This window comes from Paractinoplanes abujensis, from assembly GCF_014204895.1.
GTDB classification, from domain to species: Bacteria; Actinomycetota; Actinomycetes; order Mycobacteriales; family Micromonosporaceae; genus Actinoplanes; species Actinoplanes abujensis.
Genome location: NZ_JACHMF010000001.1, coordinates 8,668,538 through 8,683,894, shown reverse-complemented (window position 1 = coordinate 8,683,894; position 15,357 = coordinate 8,668,538). Strand labels below are relative to the sequence as shown.

Below are 15,357 nucleotides of genomic sequence, written 5' to 3'. Positions count from 1 at the left end.
CTTGTTAACGTCACTTTGTGAATTGCACGTTACGCCGAGCAATTTCGCGAAACTTCGCATTGCCGTTTGTACGCGGCCGCCGTCAGCCTGTCCGCGTGCCCTGAGCCGCGAGAAAGGCCTAGTCATGCCCGCGACGTACGGTTTCCTGAGCACTTACCCGCCGACCCAATGCGGGTTGGCGACGTTCAATGCCGCACTGGCCACGCACCTGGCCAATGGCGGCGGCTCGGGAGTCGTCCGGCTGCTGGCCAAGGACAGCGTGAGCGGCGGAATCGAACTCGACCGGGCCGCGCCGCGAACCGTGCACACCTGGCACACCGACACCCCCGGCGGGTGGCAGCCGGCGGCCGGCGTGCTCAACCGCTACGACGTGGCGATCATCCAGCACGAGTACGGTATCTACCCCGGCGACGCCGGCAACGAGGTGCTCCCGCTGCTGCGCGCCCTGACCGTGCCCTCGATCGTCGTGCTGCACACCGTGCTCAGCTCGCCCGACCCGCTGCAGCGGCAGGTGCTCGAGCGGATCGCGGCCACCGCCGACGCGGTCGTCACGATGACCGACACCGCCCGGCTACGGCTGACCACGGGCTACGACGTCGACCCGCGCAAGATCTCGGTGATCCCGCACGGCGCGGCCAGCCGCGGCGCCGTGCCCCGCGAGGACCACGACCGCCCCAACCTGCTGACCTGGGGCCTGCTCGGGCCGGGCAAGGGCATCGAGTGGGCGCTGCGGGCCCTCGCGCTGCTGGGCGACCTCGATCCGGCGCCGGTCTACACGGTGGCCGGGCGCACCCACCCGAAGGTGCTCGAACACTTCGGCGACGTGTACCGCGACTCGCTCAAGGACCTGGCGGCCACGCTCGGGGTGACCGGCGCGGTGCGGTGGGAGGACGCGTACCTGGAGGAGGACGAGCTGTCCCGGCTGATCCGCTCGGCCGACGTGGTGGTGCTGCCCTACGACTCCACCGAACAGGTCACCTCGGGGGTGCTGATCGAGGCCGTCGCGGCGGGGATCCCGGTCGTGGCGACCGAGTTCCCGCACGCCGTGGAGCTGCTGGCCGACGGACCGGGCCTGCTCGTGCCGCATCAGGACCCGGAGGCCATGGCCTCGGCGATCCGGCACGCGCTGGCCGAGCCCGGCCTGTCGCTCGGCCTGACCGGGCTGGCCGGCGGCCCCACCCTGCGCTGGCCGGCCGTCGCCGCCCGCTACCAGTCGCTGGCCACCCGCCTGCTCGCCACCCGTACGCCCCTGGTCGCGTCGGTGCCCGCGTGACGACGAACGGACTCCGCCTCGTCCCGCCGCCCATCCAGCTCGCCGACGCGCCCCCGCCCGACTGGTCGCACGTCGTCCGGCTCTCCGACGACACCGGCCTGCTCGAGCACGCCCGTAACGCGATCGTGCGGCGCGAGCACGGCTACTGCGTCGACGACGTGTCGCGCGGCCTGCTGCTGATCTGCCGCGAGCCTCGGCCCACGGCCCAGCTGGCCGGGCTGGCCGAGCGCTACCTGGCCTTCCTGACCCACGCCGCGGGCCCGGACGGCGGCTTCCGCAACCGGTTCTCGTACTCCCGGGTGTGGGAGGACGAGCCGTCGACCGGCGACTGGTGGGGGCGCGCCCTGTGGGGGCTGGGCACCGCGGCCGGACGGTCGACCGTCCCGTGGATCCGGCGCGAGGCGCTCAACGCGTTCCTGGCCGGCTGCCGTACGCGGTCGCCGTGGGCCCGGGCCATGGCGTTCGCCGGGCTGGGCGCGGCCGAGGTGCTGCGCAGCGACCCCCGGTCGGCCCCGGCGGCCGAGCTGCTGGCCGACGCGGCCACGGTGATCGGCCTGCCGTCGGCCCAGGCGGACTGGGTCTGGCCCGAGCCCGAGCTCACCTACTCCAACCCGGCCCTGGCCGAGGTGCTGATCGCGGCGGGCGACCTGCTCGGCGAGGAGCCGCTGCTGCGGGCCGGGCTCAAGATGCTGGCCTGGCTCTGCCGCGAACAGGACCACGACGGGCACCTGTCGGTCGTGCCGGTCGGCGGGTGGCGTCCCGGCGTGCCCAAGCACCGCTACGACCAGCAGCCGATCGAGGCCGCGGCGACCGCCGACGCCTGCGCCACCGCGGCCGCGGTCACCGGCGACGACCGCTGGGACGAGCAGCTGTTCCGGGCGATCGCGTGGTTCCTGGGCGACAACGACGGGCAGAAACCGATGTACGACCCGTTAACCGGCGGATGTTATGACGGACTGACGGTAAGTGGCCCTAATGTGAATCAAGGAGCCGAATCCACCCTCGCGCTCGTCTCCACGTTGCAGCACGCCCGCACGCTGGCGACCCGGAGCGCGACCCGACCGTCAGGCGGCCTAGCGTGACCGCAACCATGAACAAACAAGACACGATCATCAGGCACGACGTCGTCATGCAGCCGGATGGCCGACGCGTCGTCATCAAGCTGTTCGTCCCGGGCGAGGACTCGCACACCGTCAAGAACCGGGCCGGCCGTCTGATCGAGCGCATCATGCAGCTCGACGAGGACGAGATCAGCCGCATGCTGGACGACGTGCTGACCCGCTTCGGCGGCCGCCACCACGACCTGCTGGGCACGTTCCAGCACCACTACGACCTGGTGCAGCACCGGGTGCCGCCCGAGATCGAGCTGTCGCCGACCGCGCGCACGCTGATCGGGGCGTACTTCAGCCACGAGTTCGCCATCGAGGCAGCTGCCCTGTGCAACCCGTCGATGGTCGTGCACCCCGACCAGGCCGGTCTCGAACCGGGCGAGCTGCGGGTGGCGATCAGCCTGCGCCAGATCGGCGAGGGGCACATCTCGTCGATCGGGTTCTGCTCCGCCGTGCTCGGGCCCGGCGATCAGCTGCGGATGGAGGACCGCGACGGCCCGCTCACGGTCGGGCAGCGGGTCGACGCCACACACTGGAAGAACCAGCTGGCGGCGGCGCTGATCGACGCCGAGATCGACAACGAGGCGTCCTCGTACGTGATCTCGGTGCTGCCCGAGCGGTTCACCGACGTCGAGTTCGAGGACGTCATCTCGCACGTGCCGGGCGAACTGCTGGCCCGCCCGCACGCGCAGGAGACGATCGACCGGATCCGGCACGTCGTCTCCGAGGACTACGCGCTGCAGTTCCCGTGCGCGGTGCCGCTGCACCAGCGGGTCATGTGGCCCGCGACCCCGGCCGAGAGCAACGGCATGGAGGACGCCCGGTTCGTGCGCGTCACCGACCCCGACGGCCGGCACGTCTACCAGGCGACCTACACCGCGTACGACGGGCGGCAGATCTCGGGGCGGGTGATCTTCACACGCGACCTGCGGCACTTCGAGGTGACCCGGATGAGCGGGCCGGCCGCGCGCAACAAGGGCGTGGCGCTGTTCCCGCGCTACATCAACGGGCAGAAGATGGCGCTGTGCCGCAACGACGGCGAGACGCTGGGCCTGGCCGTCCGCGACGAGCAGCACCGCTGGCAGCTGTCGGCGCCGCTGCTCATGCCGCACCGGGGCTGGGATCTGATCCAGGTCGGCAACTGCGGCTCGCCGATCGAGACCGAGGCCGGCTGGCTGGTGCTCACCCACGGCGTGGGCCCGATGCGGCGGTACGCGATCGGCGCGATGCTGCTCGACCTGGAGGACCCGTCCAAGGTGCTGGCCGACCTGCCCGAGGGCCTGCTCGACCCGGACGACGTCGAACGTGAGGGGTACGTGCCCAACGTGCTCTACTCGTGCGGTGGGCTCGTGCACGACGGGCGGTTCTGGATGCCGTACGGGGCCAGCGACGTACGGATCGGGTTCGCCAGCATGCCGCTGGACGCGCTGCTGGCCCGGATGGTGCCGACCGGCCGCAAGGTCACCGGGCGTCGTGCACCAGCAGGGCGATCTGCACCCGGTTCGTCAGCGTCAGCTTCGTGAAGATCCGGGACACGTACGCCTTGACGGTGGCGGTGCTCATCAGCAGCTCCGTCGCGATCTCCTGATTGGTGCGGCCCTCGGCGATCAGCCCGGCGACATCACGCTCGCTCGGGCTGAGCCGCTGCAGGGCCGCGCGCGCCCGGTCCCGGCTGGGATCGACGCCGACCCCGGAGACCAGGCCGATCATTTTTCGCAGCACCTCGGGCGACATCATCGGTTCCCCGCCCGCGACCCGGCGTACGGCGTCGGCGATCTCCCGCGGCGGGGTGTGCTTGAGCAGGAAACCGCCCGCCCCGGCGCGCAGCGCCCGCAGCACGTGCTCGTCGGTGTCGAAGGTCGTCAGCACGATGACCTCGGGCGGGTCCTTGCGCTCGCGCAGCTTCTCGGTGGCGGTGAGCCCGTCGAGACCCGGCATCCGGATGTCCATCAGCACGACGTCGGGCCGGTGCGAGTTGACGGCCGCGGCCACCTCGGTGCCGTCGGCGATCGCCCCGACCACCTGAAGGTCGTCGAACGCGCCGAGCATCATGGTCAACCCGGCCCGTACGAGGGCGTCGTCGTCGACGAGCAGGACTTTTACGGTGGCCACGGCAACCAGGCTCGCAGACGGAACTCGCCGGCCGCCGTCGGGCCGTGCTCGATGCGCCCACCGGCCAGCGCGACCCTCTCCCGCAGCCCGGTCAGCCCCGCCCCCGCACCCGGCATGCTCGGCTCCTGGCCCTTCAACGCGTTCCGCACGGCCACCTCGAGCCCGTGCCGGGCGCTGCCGCTGATGGCCACCTCGACCGGGGCGCCGGGCGCGTGTTTGCGCGCGTTGGTCAGCGCCTCCTGCACGATCCGGTAGGCGTGCCGGCCCACGCTCTCGGGCACGTCCTGCTCGCCGTCCAGGGTCAGGCCGACCTCGGCCCCGGCCACCCGTGACTGCTCGACCAGGGCCGGCACGTCACCCAGCGTGGGCTGGGGCTGATCCTCGGTCGGAGCCCGCAGCACATGGATCACCGAGCGCAGATCCTCCAGGGCGTCGTACGCGCATTCACGGATCACCCCGGCCGCCCGCTGCTCCTCGGCCGAGGACTCCCGGCGCACCTCCAACGCCCCGGCGTGCACGGCGAGCAGCGAGATGCGATGGGCCAGCACGTCGTGCATCTCGCGGGCCAGGCGCTCCCGCTCGGCCAGGCGGGCCTGCTCGACGCGCAGCCGCTGCCCCTCCTCCGCCTCGCGGGCGCGGGCCGCCCACGACGCCACCAGCTGACGGTGCGAGCGGGTCACCATCGCCGCCGCGACCGCGCTGACGTGCAGCAGGAGCAGGAACAGGACGGTCTCGTAATAGACGTCGGTCGTGCCCAGCGCGGCCCGGTAGATGACCGCGACCAGTGTGGCGTGCAGCGTGGTCAGGCCGGCCACGACCCAGGGCCGCCGATGGAGCCCGACCGCGAACAACGCGAACGGCAGGGCGCCCATGGGCATCGCGAACAAGATGGCCAGAGGCAGCAGGACCAGCGCGAGCGTGACGGGACGGGTGCGCCGGAACAGGACCAGCCCCAGGGCGGCCAGGGCACCGAGGGTGATTTCCAGCGCGAGCGGCGCCCCGCCCTCCTCCGAGAGGGAGTTGGTCATGAAGAAGGTGCCGAGCCCGGTGGCCGCCAGGGCCACCGCCGCGTCCAGCAGCCATCTCCTCATGCCGTCGACGCTACCGGCGGCGCGCACGCGCGGGCAGTCGACTTTGGTCTACGCCACGTCGACCCGAGTCGGTATCGGCCCGCCGAGGCCCGGGGAAGACTCGGTGGCGTGCTGGAACAGGAAACGACCGTGCCCACCCCGATGTGGGGCCGGGTGCTCGTGTGGCTCTGCCTGCCGCTGCTCGGCGCCGCCCTGCTGTGGGGGGTGCTGCTGCTGATCGACCGGCTGCCGTTCGGTGGGCCGCTCGAGCTGGTGCGGCGGCTGCCCGAGCCGTGGGACCTGGTGGCCGCGCTCGGCGTCGGGCTGATCATCGGGTTGATCTTCGCCGCGCTGGTCGACGCCGAGTCGCTGACCGTGCGGATCACGTCGATGGAGGTGGTGCTGACCCGGCCCGGTCATCGGCGGGCGGTGCCCCGGGGTGACATCGCCGTGGCCTTTCCCGACCGCGACCAGCTCGTGCTGCTCGGCCGCACCGGTCAGGAACTGGCCCGCGAGCCGTCACACCTGTCGCACCAGCGGCTCCGCACGGCGTTCGGGTCGCGCGGCGTGGCCTGGGCCGAGCAGGATCCCTACCTGGAGGCGTACCGGCGCTGGGTTCCGCGGCTGCCCGAGGTGCCGGACGCCGCCGACGCCGTCTTCACGGCCCGGCAGAAGGCCCTGAACTCGGGCGACGACGAGGACGTGCGCGAACTGCGGGAGGAACTGGGCCGGCTGGGTTTCGTGGTGCGCGACGACAAGAAGAAGCAGTACTGGCGGCGGGTCCCGTCCTAGGCGACGGTGCCGGTGACGGCCCAGATCGTCAGCACGGCCAGGAAATCGCCCCGCGCCCCCGCCTCCTCGACGTGCGAGAACCACTTGTCCCGTACGCCGGGGGGCGTCATCCAGGCCTGCTCGGGCACCATCGGATTGACCATGGGCAACACCACCGCGGCCGACGCCGGATCGCCGAACAGGCACGTCACCGGGGTCGCGCTGAGGTTGCGCAGCCCCTTGGCGACCAGCCGGCGGCGCAGCGTGCGACCCATGTCGACCTGCCGCGGGGTGAGCCGGCCGTGCATGGCGGCCACCACCGTGCGGGCCAGGTGGGCGGGCACCCCGTCGAAAGCCAGCGAGCTCCAGTCGGTGTCGATCAGGCAGATCCGCCCGCCGGGCCGGGTCACCCTGGTCAGCTCGGCGATCGCCAGGTCGGCGTCGTCGACGTGCTGCAGCACCCGCTCGCACCAGACCCCGTCGACGCTGTTCGCGGGCAGGTCGATCGCCGACACGTCACCCGTCGTGTACCGCACGTTGCTGCCGTCGTGCCGCTCGATCGCGGCCGCGATGGTGGCCGCCGAATAGTCCAGGGCGATCACCTCACCGTCCGGGCCGACCACACCGGCCATCCAGCGGGCCACGTCACCCGCGCCGGACCCCGCGTCGAGCACCCGCCAGCCCGGGGCGGGGCGGAGCGCGTCCATCGCCGTACGCCGGACCCGGCGGATCTCCGGGTGGCGGCCCATCGCCTCCAGCGCGGCCAGCAGCATCGCGGTCATCTCACGCGGCTGCCGATCGAGGTCGGCGAACGGGGTGCGTTCCATCTGTGCGGGCTTCATGCGGCAAATGTTGACTCATCAGAAGCGTACGGCGAGAGCACCGGTCACTCATCCGACAGGAGCGGATCACAGCCCGCACTTAGGTCCGGGTCGCCCCACGTTGTAGGTACAATTCGACTGAAGTAAGCACACCCGTCAGGGAGATACCGGATGAGCTCCGTCTCGGTTCGCGAGTTCTCCTACAACCCGAGCGCCATGTTCACACGCGTCGAGCAGGGCGAGACGATTGAGGTCACCCGCCACGGCAAGGTCATCGCCGTACCGAGATCCTGCTGACCGAGGAGGTGCGCGATGCGGCCGCTCGCCTTCCCGGTGGCCTCCGCACCCTCGACGCCGTCCACGTGGCCAGCGCTCAGATTCTCGGTGACGCCCTGGACACGTTGCTCACGTACGACAAGCGGATGTTTGACGTCGCACGCGCAGCGGGGTTGCCCACCGAGGCTCCGGGACTCTTCTGACCGCGGTGCCGTGAGGCACTGGCGAGCAAGCTGCGGGCGTGTGGCAGGCTTTCGGGAATGAGTGACTCGGTGAAGTTCGGGCTGGTCGGCTACGGCTCAGGCGGGCGCATCTTCCACGCCCCGCTGATCGCCGCCGCGGCGAACATCGAGTTTCTCGGCGTGGTCACCACCAACGAGGAGCGCCGCAGGGAACTGGCGGCCAACCTGCCTGCGCAGGCCGCGTTCGACTCGATCACCGCGCTCAAGGAGGCCGGGGCCGAGGCGGTGGCGATCTCCACCCCGGTCACCACGCACGCCGAGCTCGCGCTCGAGGCGATCGAGCACGGGCTGCACGTGGTGGTCGACAAGCCGTTCACGCTGACCGCTGACAAGGCCAAGGAGGTCGTGGCCGCGGCCAAGGCCAAGGGCGTGCTGCTGAGCGTCTATCAGAACCGGCGTTACGACTCCGATTTCCGGACACTGCGGCGCCTGATCGACGACGGCCAGTTCGGCACGGTCCGGCGGTTCGAGTCCCGCTTCGAGCGCTGGGCCCCCGAGCGTAAACCGGGCGCGGCCGGCGGCGGCACCCTGCTCGACTTCGGCTCGCACCTGGTCGACCAGGCGCTGCTGCTCAACGGGCCGGCCGTCCGGGCGTACGCGGAGGTCCGCGGCAGCGGCGAGCTCGACGACGACTTCTTCCTCGCGCTGCACCACGTGAACGGCGTCGAGTCGCACCTGTGGGGCAGCTGGCGGCAGGGCGCCCCCGGCCCGCGTTACCGGGTGGCCGGCACGACCGGCACCTTCGTGATCACCGACGTCGACGGGCAGGAGGCGGCGCTCAAGGCCGGCCACTGCCCCGCCGAGCTGGGCGACGAGTGGGGTGTCGAGCCGGAGTCCGCGTGGGGCCGCATCTACCGAGGTGACGACGGCACCCCCGTACGCAGTGAGCGCGGCCGGTGGGATCTTTTCTACCCGGCGTTCGCCGCGGCCGTACGGGGTGAGGGGCCGCTGCCGGTCGAGCCGTCCGACGTCGTACGGAACATGACTGTGCTCGACGCCGCGCGGGAGAGTGCGCGCAGCGGTCAAGCGATCCGGCTCTAGTTCTTTCTCAGGCCGCTCAGCGCGAAGCCGATCACCCGGTCGCGCTGTGCCGCGTCGACGAACGCGCCCGAGGTCAGTCCCGAGATCATCCGTAGCGTGTCGTCGAAGCTGGCGTCCTCGCGCACCTCGCCGGCCGCCTGCGCCCGCAGGAAGAGCGGCTCACCCGCCTCGTACATGGCGGCGCGGCACGACTTGAACATCTCGGACTCGCGATTGAGGGCCTCGATCACGGCTCGCTTGGTCGCGGCGTACGAGACGAACTGCTCGAACCACGTCGTGAGGGCCTGCCACGGCGGCAGCTCCGCGACCGCGGCCGCGACCTGGCCCAGCTGGTCGATCTCGTCGACGTAGACGGCCTCGAACAGATCCTGGCGCTTGGGGAAGTTGCGATAGAGCGTGCCGATCCCGACTCCGGCCCGCCGGGCGATGTCCTCGAGTGACGCCTCCGTGCCGTGCTCGGCGAAGGCGTCGCGGGCTGCGGCCAGGAGCGCGTCGAAGTTACGCCGCGCGTCCGCCCGCTGCGGACGGCGTACAGCAATCGCCATGAGACCCACCCCACATTGCGTACCGGAGGCACCCCTCCGCTAATGTGGAGGCATGCCTCGACTTTATCAGAGCAGCCCGCGCGCCACCTTCGCGGTGCTGGCCGCCGCCGCCGCGGCCTTCTCGCTCATGCAGTCGCTGGTCACGCCGGTCCTCCCGACGATCCAGCAGGATCTGCACACCTCCACCGGCACGGTCACCTGGGTGCTCACCGCCTGGTTGCTGGCCGCCTCGGTCGCCACCCCGCTGATGGGCCGCATCGCCGACATGACCGGCAAAGACCGCGCGCTGCTGGTCGCGCTGGCCGCCATCGCCGTCGGCTGCCTGCTCGCCGCGATCGCCCCCAACGTCACCGTGCTGATCATCGCCCGCGTCGTCCAAGGCCTCGGCGGCGCGATCTTCCCCGTCTCGTTCGGCATCGTCCGCGACGAATTCCCACCTGCCCGCGTCACCTCCGCGATCGGCGTGCTGGCCGCGGTCATCGCCACCGGTGGCGGCCTCGGCATCGTGCTGGCCGGCCCGATCGTGGGCGCGCTGAGCTGGCGCTGGCTGTTCTGGCTGCCGATGGCGGTGGTCATCGTGGTCGGTCTGCTGGCCTGGCGGTTCGTCCCCAAGTCACCCGTACGCACTCCCGGCCGCGTCAACTGGCTCTCCGCGGCGCTGCTGTCGGGCTGGCTCGTGGCCCTGCTGCTGCCGTTGAGCAAGGCCGCCGCCTGGGGTTGGAGCTCCCCCCGTACGCTCGGACTCTTCGCCGCCGCCGTCGTGCTGCTCACCGCCTGGCTGCTCGCGGAACTCCGCTCGGCCGAGCCGCTGATCGACATGCGCATGATGCGGCTGCCTGCCGTGTGGACCGCCAACCTGGTCGCCCTGCTCTTCGGGGCCGCCATGTTCGGCGTGTTCGCCTTCCTGCCCCAGCTCATGCAAGTTCCCGCCAGCTCCGGCTACGGTTTCGGCGCCACAGTCACCGGGGCCGGCCTGCTGATGCTGCCGATGCTGGTCACGATGGCGGTCTTCGGCTCCCTGAGCGGCCCCCTGACCCGGTGGGCCGGCAGCAAAGCCCAACTGCTGTGGGGCGCCGGCCTGAGCACCCTGGCCACCCTCTCCCTGGCGCTCCGCCACGGCGAACAATGGCAGGTAGCCGTAGCCGGCGGCGTCTTCGGCATCGGACTCGGCCTGGTCTACTCGTCCCTGGTCAACCTGATCGTGCAGAGCGTCCCCCGCCACCAGACAGGCGTGGCCAGCGGCATGAACACCAACATCCGCACCATCGGCGCCTCCCTCGGCACAGCACTCGTCAGCTCGATCATCACGAGCCACCCGGGGGCTCAAGGACTGCCCGCCGAGTCCGGCTACACGACGTCGTTCCTGGTGCTGACTGTCGTGGCCGCGGCTGCTTTCCTGGTCGCCCTGCTGGTGCCGGTGGCTCGTGAGGCCGAGCCCGAGCGGCCTGCCGAGGTACTGCCCGAGCTGTCCCCGGTCGAGGCCTGAGATCCGCTCCTCGGCCGGCCCGGCGGCGTCCGTGCTTGATGGGGGGCCTTACGTTCGGTCCTGCGGGGTGCGACACCCGGCGTAGGGGCCCCGCGGCACCCGGCGAGCGGCTCAGACGGTCACGTGGGCCAGCAGGTTGCCGACGATCTCGTCGATGCCCGCGATCAGCGACAGATGTCCCTCGGCCGGCAGCAGGTGCACTTCGGCCCCCGGCACGTGCCCGGCCAGCCAGTGCCCGTGGGCGGGCGGCACCATCCGGTCCTGGTCGCCTTGCCAGATCGCTACGGGCACTCTGATGTCGCTGAGCGGGAATCCCCAGTCGGCCAGGAAGGCCAGGTCGTCTTCGCGCCACCCGGCGATGCCGGCGGACACGGAGTAGCGGGTCGACTCGGCCAAGTACGCGGCGAAACCCCCGGTGAGGGCGCGCTTGTCCACCTCGGACAGCAGGTCGCCGTAGGCTTCGATCACGTCGTCGGCGGTGACCCGGGCCAGGCCGTCGGCGATCCCGGTCAGGAAGGCGTCCAGCGCTTGCACGCCTTTCGCGGCGGCCTGGAACTCGGCGATGTTCTCTTCGCCCATGCCGTCGAGCCAGGTCAGGCCGGGCGCCTCGTAGGGGGCCACGCCCGCGATCACCGAGGCGCCGACGCAGCGGCCGGGCAGCAGGGCGGCGCAGGCCAGGGCGTGGGGGCCGCCGCCGGACCAGCCGACGGTGACGAAGTGGCCCGCGGACAGGCCGTCGAGCAGGGCGGCCGTGTCGGCGGCGACGTCGGCCACCCGCCGGCCGGGGTGGGGCGTGGAGCCGCCGTAGCCGGGGCGGCTGGCCAGCACGATGCGCAGGCCGTGGCGCAGGGCCGACTCGAAGATGGGCGCGTAGCGGATCGCGCCGGAGGGGGTGCCGTGGTGCAGCACCAGCGGGAGGCCGCCGGGCGGCCCCTCGACCAGGTATTCGAGGATGCGGCCGTCGGGCAGGACAATACGTTCCACGGGGCCGAATCTACGCGAACGGCACCGTGGAGGGGCCCGCGTACGTGACGCGGGCCCCTCGAAAGAAGCTAGTTGCGGGTGATGGTGAACGTGGACGTCGTGTTCTCGATGTCCCTGTAGTTGTTGCTGAACTGCAGGTTGGTGAAGGTCGCGGAGCCCACCGCGGGCCCCTGGTTCGCTTCGGGCAGCGGGTTGACCCAGATGCCGAAGCCGCTCTTGGCGTCGAACTGGTCACCGCTCTTGCGGGCGCCGCTGATCGTGACGTTGGTGAAGACGCTGTCCTTGATCGGGTTCACCGGCTGGCCGCCGATGTACTGGGTCTGGAACATGATTCCGGAGTAGGTCGGGTCGATGATGTCGACGTTCGAGACCCGGATGCCCTGGAACACCTTCGACGCGCTGAACATCCAGATGGCCGGGAAGGTCTGCGCGCCCCAGAAGTGGCCGCCGGCCCGCACGATCGAGATGTTGTCGAAGACCGTGGGCGGGTTGGCGCCGAACCCGTTCATCGGGTAGCCGAAGTCCAGCGAGCTGATCGTGATGCCCGAGTAGACGAGGGTGTCCGCGATGTAGATGTTCTTGAACGTGTTCGCGTAGCCGCCGTAGACCGCGATACCCGCGGCCCGCCAGGTCAGTGTGCTGGTCAGGTTGGAGTACGTGTTGTTGATCTCGTCGGCGCCGCCCGCGTCGATCGCCGAGAACAGCGCGAAGCTGTCGTCACCGGTGGCTCGGGCGTCGTTGTTGTCGACGAGGTTGCCGGTGCTGCCGTTGGTCATGTTGACGCCGTCGGCGAACGTGTTCCGGATCCGGCTGTTCTTGATCACCATGTTGTCGGTGTTGGCCCCCCAGTAGAGGCACACCACGTGTTCGGTCCAGATGTTGTCGATGGTGATGCCGCTGACGTTGGCGAAGTCGAACACCTTGCCGGGGCCGTCGATGCGGATCGTGTAGTTGCCGAAGAACGCGAAGTCGGCGAACGTCGACCCGTTGGCGGTGCTGTCGGCCCGGAAACCGGCGTCCGTCTCGGTCTGCGACGACGGCGTGGAGAACCGCGTGTACCAGGGGCCGGCCCCGACGACGCGCACCGGCTTGCCGTACACCTGGAACTTGGACGAGGTCTGGTAGTCACCGGCGGGCAGGTAGACGCCCAGTTTCGACGTGTCCTGGCGGGCGGCGTCCAGCGCGGCCTGCACCGACTGCTGATCGAAGCCGCCGGGGACGACATAACGTGAGCTGTCGGGGTTGGCCTTGGGCGCGACCTGCTCGGTGTTGACGAAGTCGATCGTGATGGTGCCCGAGTTACCGCCATCCTTCTGCAGCTTGATGGTGGAACCGGCCGGGAACGAGCCGGTCAGCAATGCGGAAGCCTCGTCGTAGATGTGCCGCGGCCCCGAACCCGAGTTCTGCGGCGCCGCCTCGTCGCCGTAGAGCCAGGCGTACTTGGAGGTCAGCGGCAGCGTCTTGTTCAGCGTGCCGTTGACGTACACGTTGATCGAGCTGGTGGTGCCGTCCGGGATGGAGAAGCGCGCCACGATCGTGTTGGTCGCCGCCCGCGTCGTCCACTGCACGTACGCCCCGGTCTGGTTGAGCGTGACCGCGCGCCGCCCGGAGGCCTCACCGGCGAGGTCGCCGACCGTACGGTTGGGCCCGACGACCGCCGCGCCGCCGCCGGTCGTGCCGTCCTCGGCCTCGTACATGTCGTACGGCATGTTCGCGCCGCGGCCGACGAAGAACGGCTTCTCGCTCGTGTTGTTGGCCTGCTTCACGGGCAGCTCGTTGGCGTCGTTGGCGATGACCGTCCGTACGGTGTACCGCCCGTTGGCCGCCGTCCACGTGCCCAGGTTGATCGCCGGCGAGGAGGCGCCCGCGGCCAGCGTCCCGGTCCACGAGCCGGTGAGCGTACGCACCACCGACGAGCCGTTCAGCACGGTGAGCGTGACGCCGTGGGCGCCACCCGCCGAGGCCGCCGAGCCCTGGTTCTTGAGCGTCACCGAGAACGTGACCGTGTTACCGGCCGTCGGGTTGCCCGGCGACCAGCTGACCGCCGACGCGACCAGGTCGGAGCTGCTGACCGGGGTGACCGTCAGCGAACCGGTGAAGCTGTTGTTGGCCTCGTTGGACTCGATGACCGTGCCGGCCTCGTCCACCTTGGCGACCACCGCGTACGAACCCGCGTCGCGGGCGCCGATGGTGGCCGAGACGGTGGCCGAGGCGCCCGCCGCGAGCGCGGCCACGTTGGCGGTGCCGACCTTCGTCGTACCCAAATAGAAGGTGACGCCGGAGGCCGGTGAAGCGAGCCCGCCCGCGTTGCGCACGGTCGCCGAAAGCGTGATGGTGTCCGTCTCGACCGGGGCCGCAGGCGAGGCCGAGGTGGCGGTGACGGTCAGGTCCGGGTTGGGCGCCGGGGTGCCGATGACCTGCAGCTCGGCCACCTGCCCGCTGGGCGCGCCGCTGTTGGCGGTGAACGACAGCCGCACGTCGGCCGTGGTCGCGCCGACCGGAATGGTCACCGTGTTGCCCGAGGCCGGGTTGAAGCTGTACGTGTTGGAGCCGGCGATCGTCGTGTAGGCGCTCGCCCCCTGGTCCCGCCCGAGGACCGCGAACGTCTGCTGCCGCGCGCCCCACGAGCTGTCCGGGTTGAGCTTGACCACGACCGACGACACGGCCGCGTTCGCGCCCAGCTTGACGGTCAGGGTCGCCGGGTAGGAGCCGCCTTCCCAGTACGTCGTCAGGCTCCCGTCGTTCGCGTTGGTGGCCACGAACGTGTGGACGGTCGAGGAGGCCTCGATCGGCTTGCCCTGGGCCAGGTTGCTGCCCGGCTGGGTGGTGCCGTTGCGGGTCACGGCGTTGCTCAGCGCCGACGTGTTGCCCGCGGCATCCTTGGCCCGCACCTGATAGGTGACGGTGGCCGAGGCCGGTTGGGTGTCCGTGTAGGTCAGCACGGTGCCCGCGACGCTGGTGCGCAGCACGCCGTTGGCGTAGACGTCGTAGCCGGTGACGCCGACGTTGTCGGTCGAGCCCGACCAGGTGAGCCGGATCTGGTCGCCGCCCGGCTGGGTGAAGGCCAGGTTGCCGGGCACGCTCGGGGCCTGGGTGTCGCCGCCGGAGACGGGGCCGTAGACCTCGACCTCGGAGAGCTGCCCGGCGGGCCAGCCCGTGTTACCGGTGACATTCACCCGTACGAATCGGGCACTGGCCGCGGAGAAGTCGATGGTCACGGTGTTGGCGCTCGCCGGGTTGAACTGGTAGCCCGCGCTCGCCTTGAGCGTCGCGAACGAGCCGCCGTCGGTGCTGCCCTGAATGCTCAGCGTCTGGGTGCGGGTGGCCCAGGCGGTGGCCGGTGGCAGCTTGAGGACGACCTGGTTGACCTGCTGGGCGGTGCCCAGGTCGACCTGGACCCACTGCGGGAACGCGTTGTTGTTGCTTTCCCAGTACGTGTTGGCGTTGCCGTCGCCGGCGTTGCCCGCGGAGTAGACGTCGGTGAAGCTGCTGGCGCTGAAAGTCTTGCCGGCGGCCAGGTTGGGGCCGGCGGCCATCGCCGCCGGGGCGTGCATCAGAGCGGCGACCACGGTCGTGGCGACCGCCGCGGCTATGAATCTCCATCGGGACATGTGGGGGCGCACCTTT

General features: G+C 70.9%; 13 protein-coding genes. 7 read left to right on the top strand and 6 right to left on the bottom strand.

Features of this window, described 5'->3' with window-relative positions:
* The first annotated feature begins 124 nt into the window (after positions 1-124).
* Genes BKA14_RS40025 through BKA14_RS40015 form a run of 3 tightly spaced genes read left to right on the top strand, consistent with a single transcriptional unit; the run spans position 125 to position 3,905 of the window.
* Positions 125-1,273 carry a glycosyltransferase gene (locus BKA14_RS40025; RefSeq protein ID WP_184955922.1) on the top strand — a complete coding sequence of 383 codons (1,149 nt, stop codon included), beginning with the start codon at positions 125-127 and terminating at the stop codon, positions 1,271-1,273.
* Complete coding sequence (locus BKA14_RS40020; RefSeq protein WP_184955921.1) at positions 1,270-2,355, top strand: glycosyltransferase; 1,086 nt, start codon at positions 1,270-1,272, stop codon at positions 2,353-2,355. The genes BKA14_RS40025 and BKA14_RS40020 overlap by 4 nt, the downstream gene beginning before the upstream one ends.
* A gap of 8 nt (positions 2,356-2,363) precedes the next feature.
* Entirely contained in the window at positions 2,364-3,905 is a 1,542-nt protein-coding gene (locus BKA14_RS40015; protein WP_184955919.1) for a glycoside hydrolase family 130 protein, read from the top strand.
* Here BKA14_RS40015 and BKA14_RS40010 read toward each other — a convergent pair.
* Both BKA14_RS40010 and BKA14_RS40005 read right to left on the bottom strand, forming a co-directional pair.
* Positions 3,844-4,494, bottom strand: coding sequence for a response regulator transcription factor (locus BKA14_RS40010; RefSeq protein WP_203722139.1), 651 nt, complete (start codon positions 4,492-4,494; stop codon positions 3,844-3,846). The two genes, BKA14_RS40015 and BKA14_RS40010, sit on opposite strands and share 62 nt — an antisense overlap.
* Positions 4,482-5,585 (bottom strand): sensor histidine kinase, encoded by a 1,104-nt coding sequence (locus tag BKA14_RS40005; RefSeq protein ID WP_184955918.1) that lies wholly within the window; start codon positions 5,583-5,585, stop codon positions 4,482-4,484. The genes BKA14_RS40010 and BKA14_RS40005 overlap by 13 nt, the downstream gene beginning before the upstream one ends.
* Before the next feature lie 108 nt (positions 5,586-5,693).
* Here BKA14_RS40005 and BKA14_RS40000 point away from each other — a divergent pair, with 108 nt between their 5' ends.
* Positions 5,694-6,356, top strand: coding sequence for a YqeB family protein (locus BKA14_RS40000; RefSeq protein ID WP_184955916.1), 663 nt, complete (start codon positions 5,694-5,696; stop codon positions 6,354-6,356).
* Here BKA14_RS40000 and BKA14_RS39995 read toward each other — a convergent pair.
* A complete protein-coding gene (locus BKA14_RS39995) occupies positions 6,353-7,177 on the bottom strand; it encodes a methyltransferase domain-containing protein (protein WP_184955915.1) in 825 nt (274 codons plus the stop codon). The genes BKA14_RS40000 and BKA14_RS39995 overlap by 4 nt on opposite strands.
* Before the next feature lie 150 nt (positions 7,178-7,327).
* On the opposite strand from BKA14_RS39995, the gene BKA14_RS39990 reads away from it, so the two are divergent.
* On the top strand, positions 7,328-7,453 hold the full coding sequence (locus BKA14_RS39990; RefSeq protein WP_184955913.1) for a type II toxin-antitoxin system Phd/YefM family antitoxin: 126 nt from the start codon (positions 7,328-7,330) through the stop codon (positions 7,451-7,453).
* Positions 7,454-7,692: 239 nt separating this feature from the next.
* The gene (locus tag BKA14_RS39985; protein WP_184955912.1) at positions 7,693-8,715 is read left to right on the top strand and encodes a Gfo/Idh/MocA family protein; all 1,023 of its coding nucleotides are present in this window, start codon (positions 7,693-7,695) and stop codon (positions 8,713-8,715) included.
* Here the strand turns inward: BKA14_RS39985 and BKA14_RS39980 are convergent.
* Positions 8,712-9,260 (bottom strand): TetR/AcrR family transcriptional regulator, encoded by a 549-nt coding sequence (locus BKA14_RS39980; protein ID WP_184955910.1) that lies wholly within the window; start codon positions 9,258-9,260, stop codon positions 8,712-8,714. The genes BKA14_RS39985 and BKA14_RS39980 overlap by 4 nt on opposite strands.
* Positions 9,261-9,312: 52 nt before the next feature.
* Between BKA14_RS39980 and BKA14_RS39975 the strand changes: the two genes are divergently transcribed.
* Positions 9,313-10,746 (top strand): MFS transporter, encoded by a 1,434-nt coding sequence (locus tag BKA14_RS39975; RefSeq protein WP_184955909.1) that lies wholly within the window; start codon positions 9,313-9,315, stop codon positions 10,744-10,746.
* A gap of 111 nt (positions 10,747-10,857) precedes the next feature.
* Here the strand turns inward: BKA14_RS39975 and BKA14_RS39970 are convergent, their stop codons facing one another.
* Positions 10,858-11,730: an alpha/beta fold hydrolase gene (locus tag BKA14_RS39970; RefSeq protein WP_184955907.1), complete on the bottom strand. Its 873-nt coding sequence runs from the start codon at positions 11,728-11,730 to the stop codon at positions 10,858-10,860.
* 68 nt (positions 11,731-11,798) lie between these two features.
* Entirely contained in the window at positions 11,799-15,341 is a 3,543-nt protein-coding gene (locus BKA14_RS39965) for a galactose-binding domain-containing protein (RefSeq protein ID WP_184955905.1), read from the bottom strand.
* Positions 15,342-15,357: the final 16 nt, after the last annotated feature.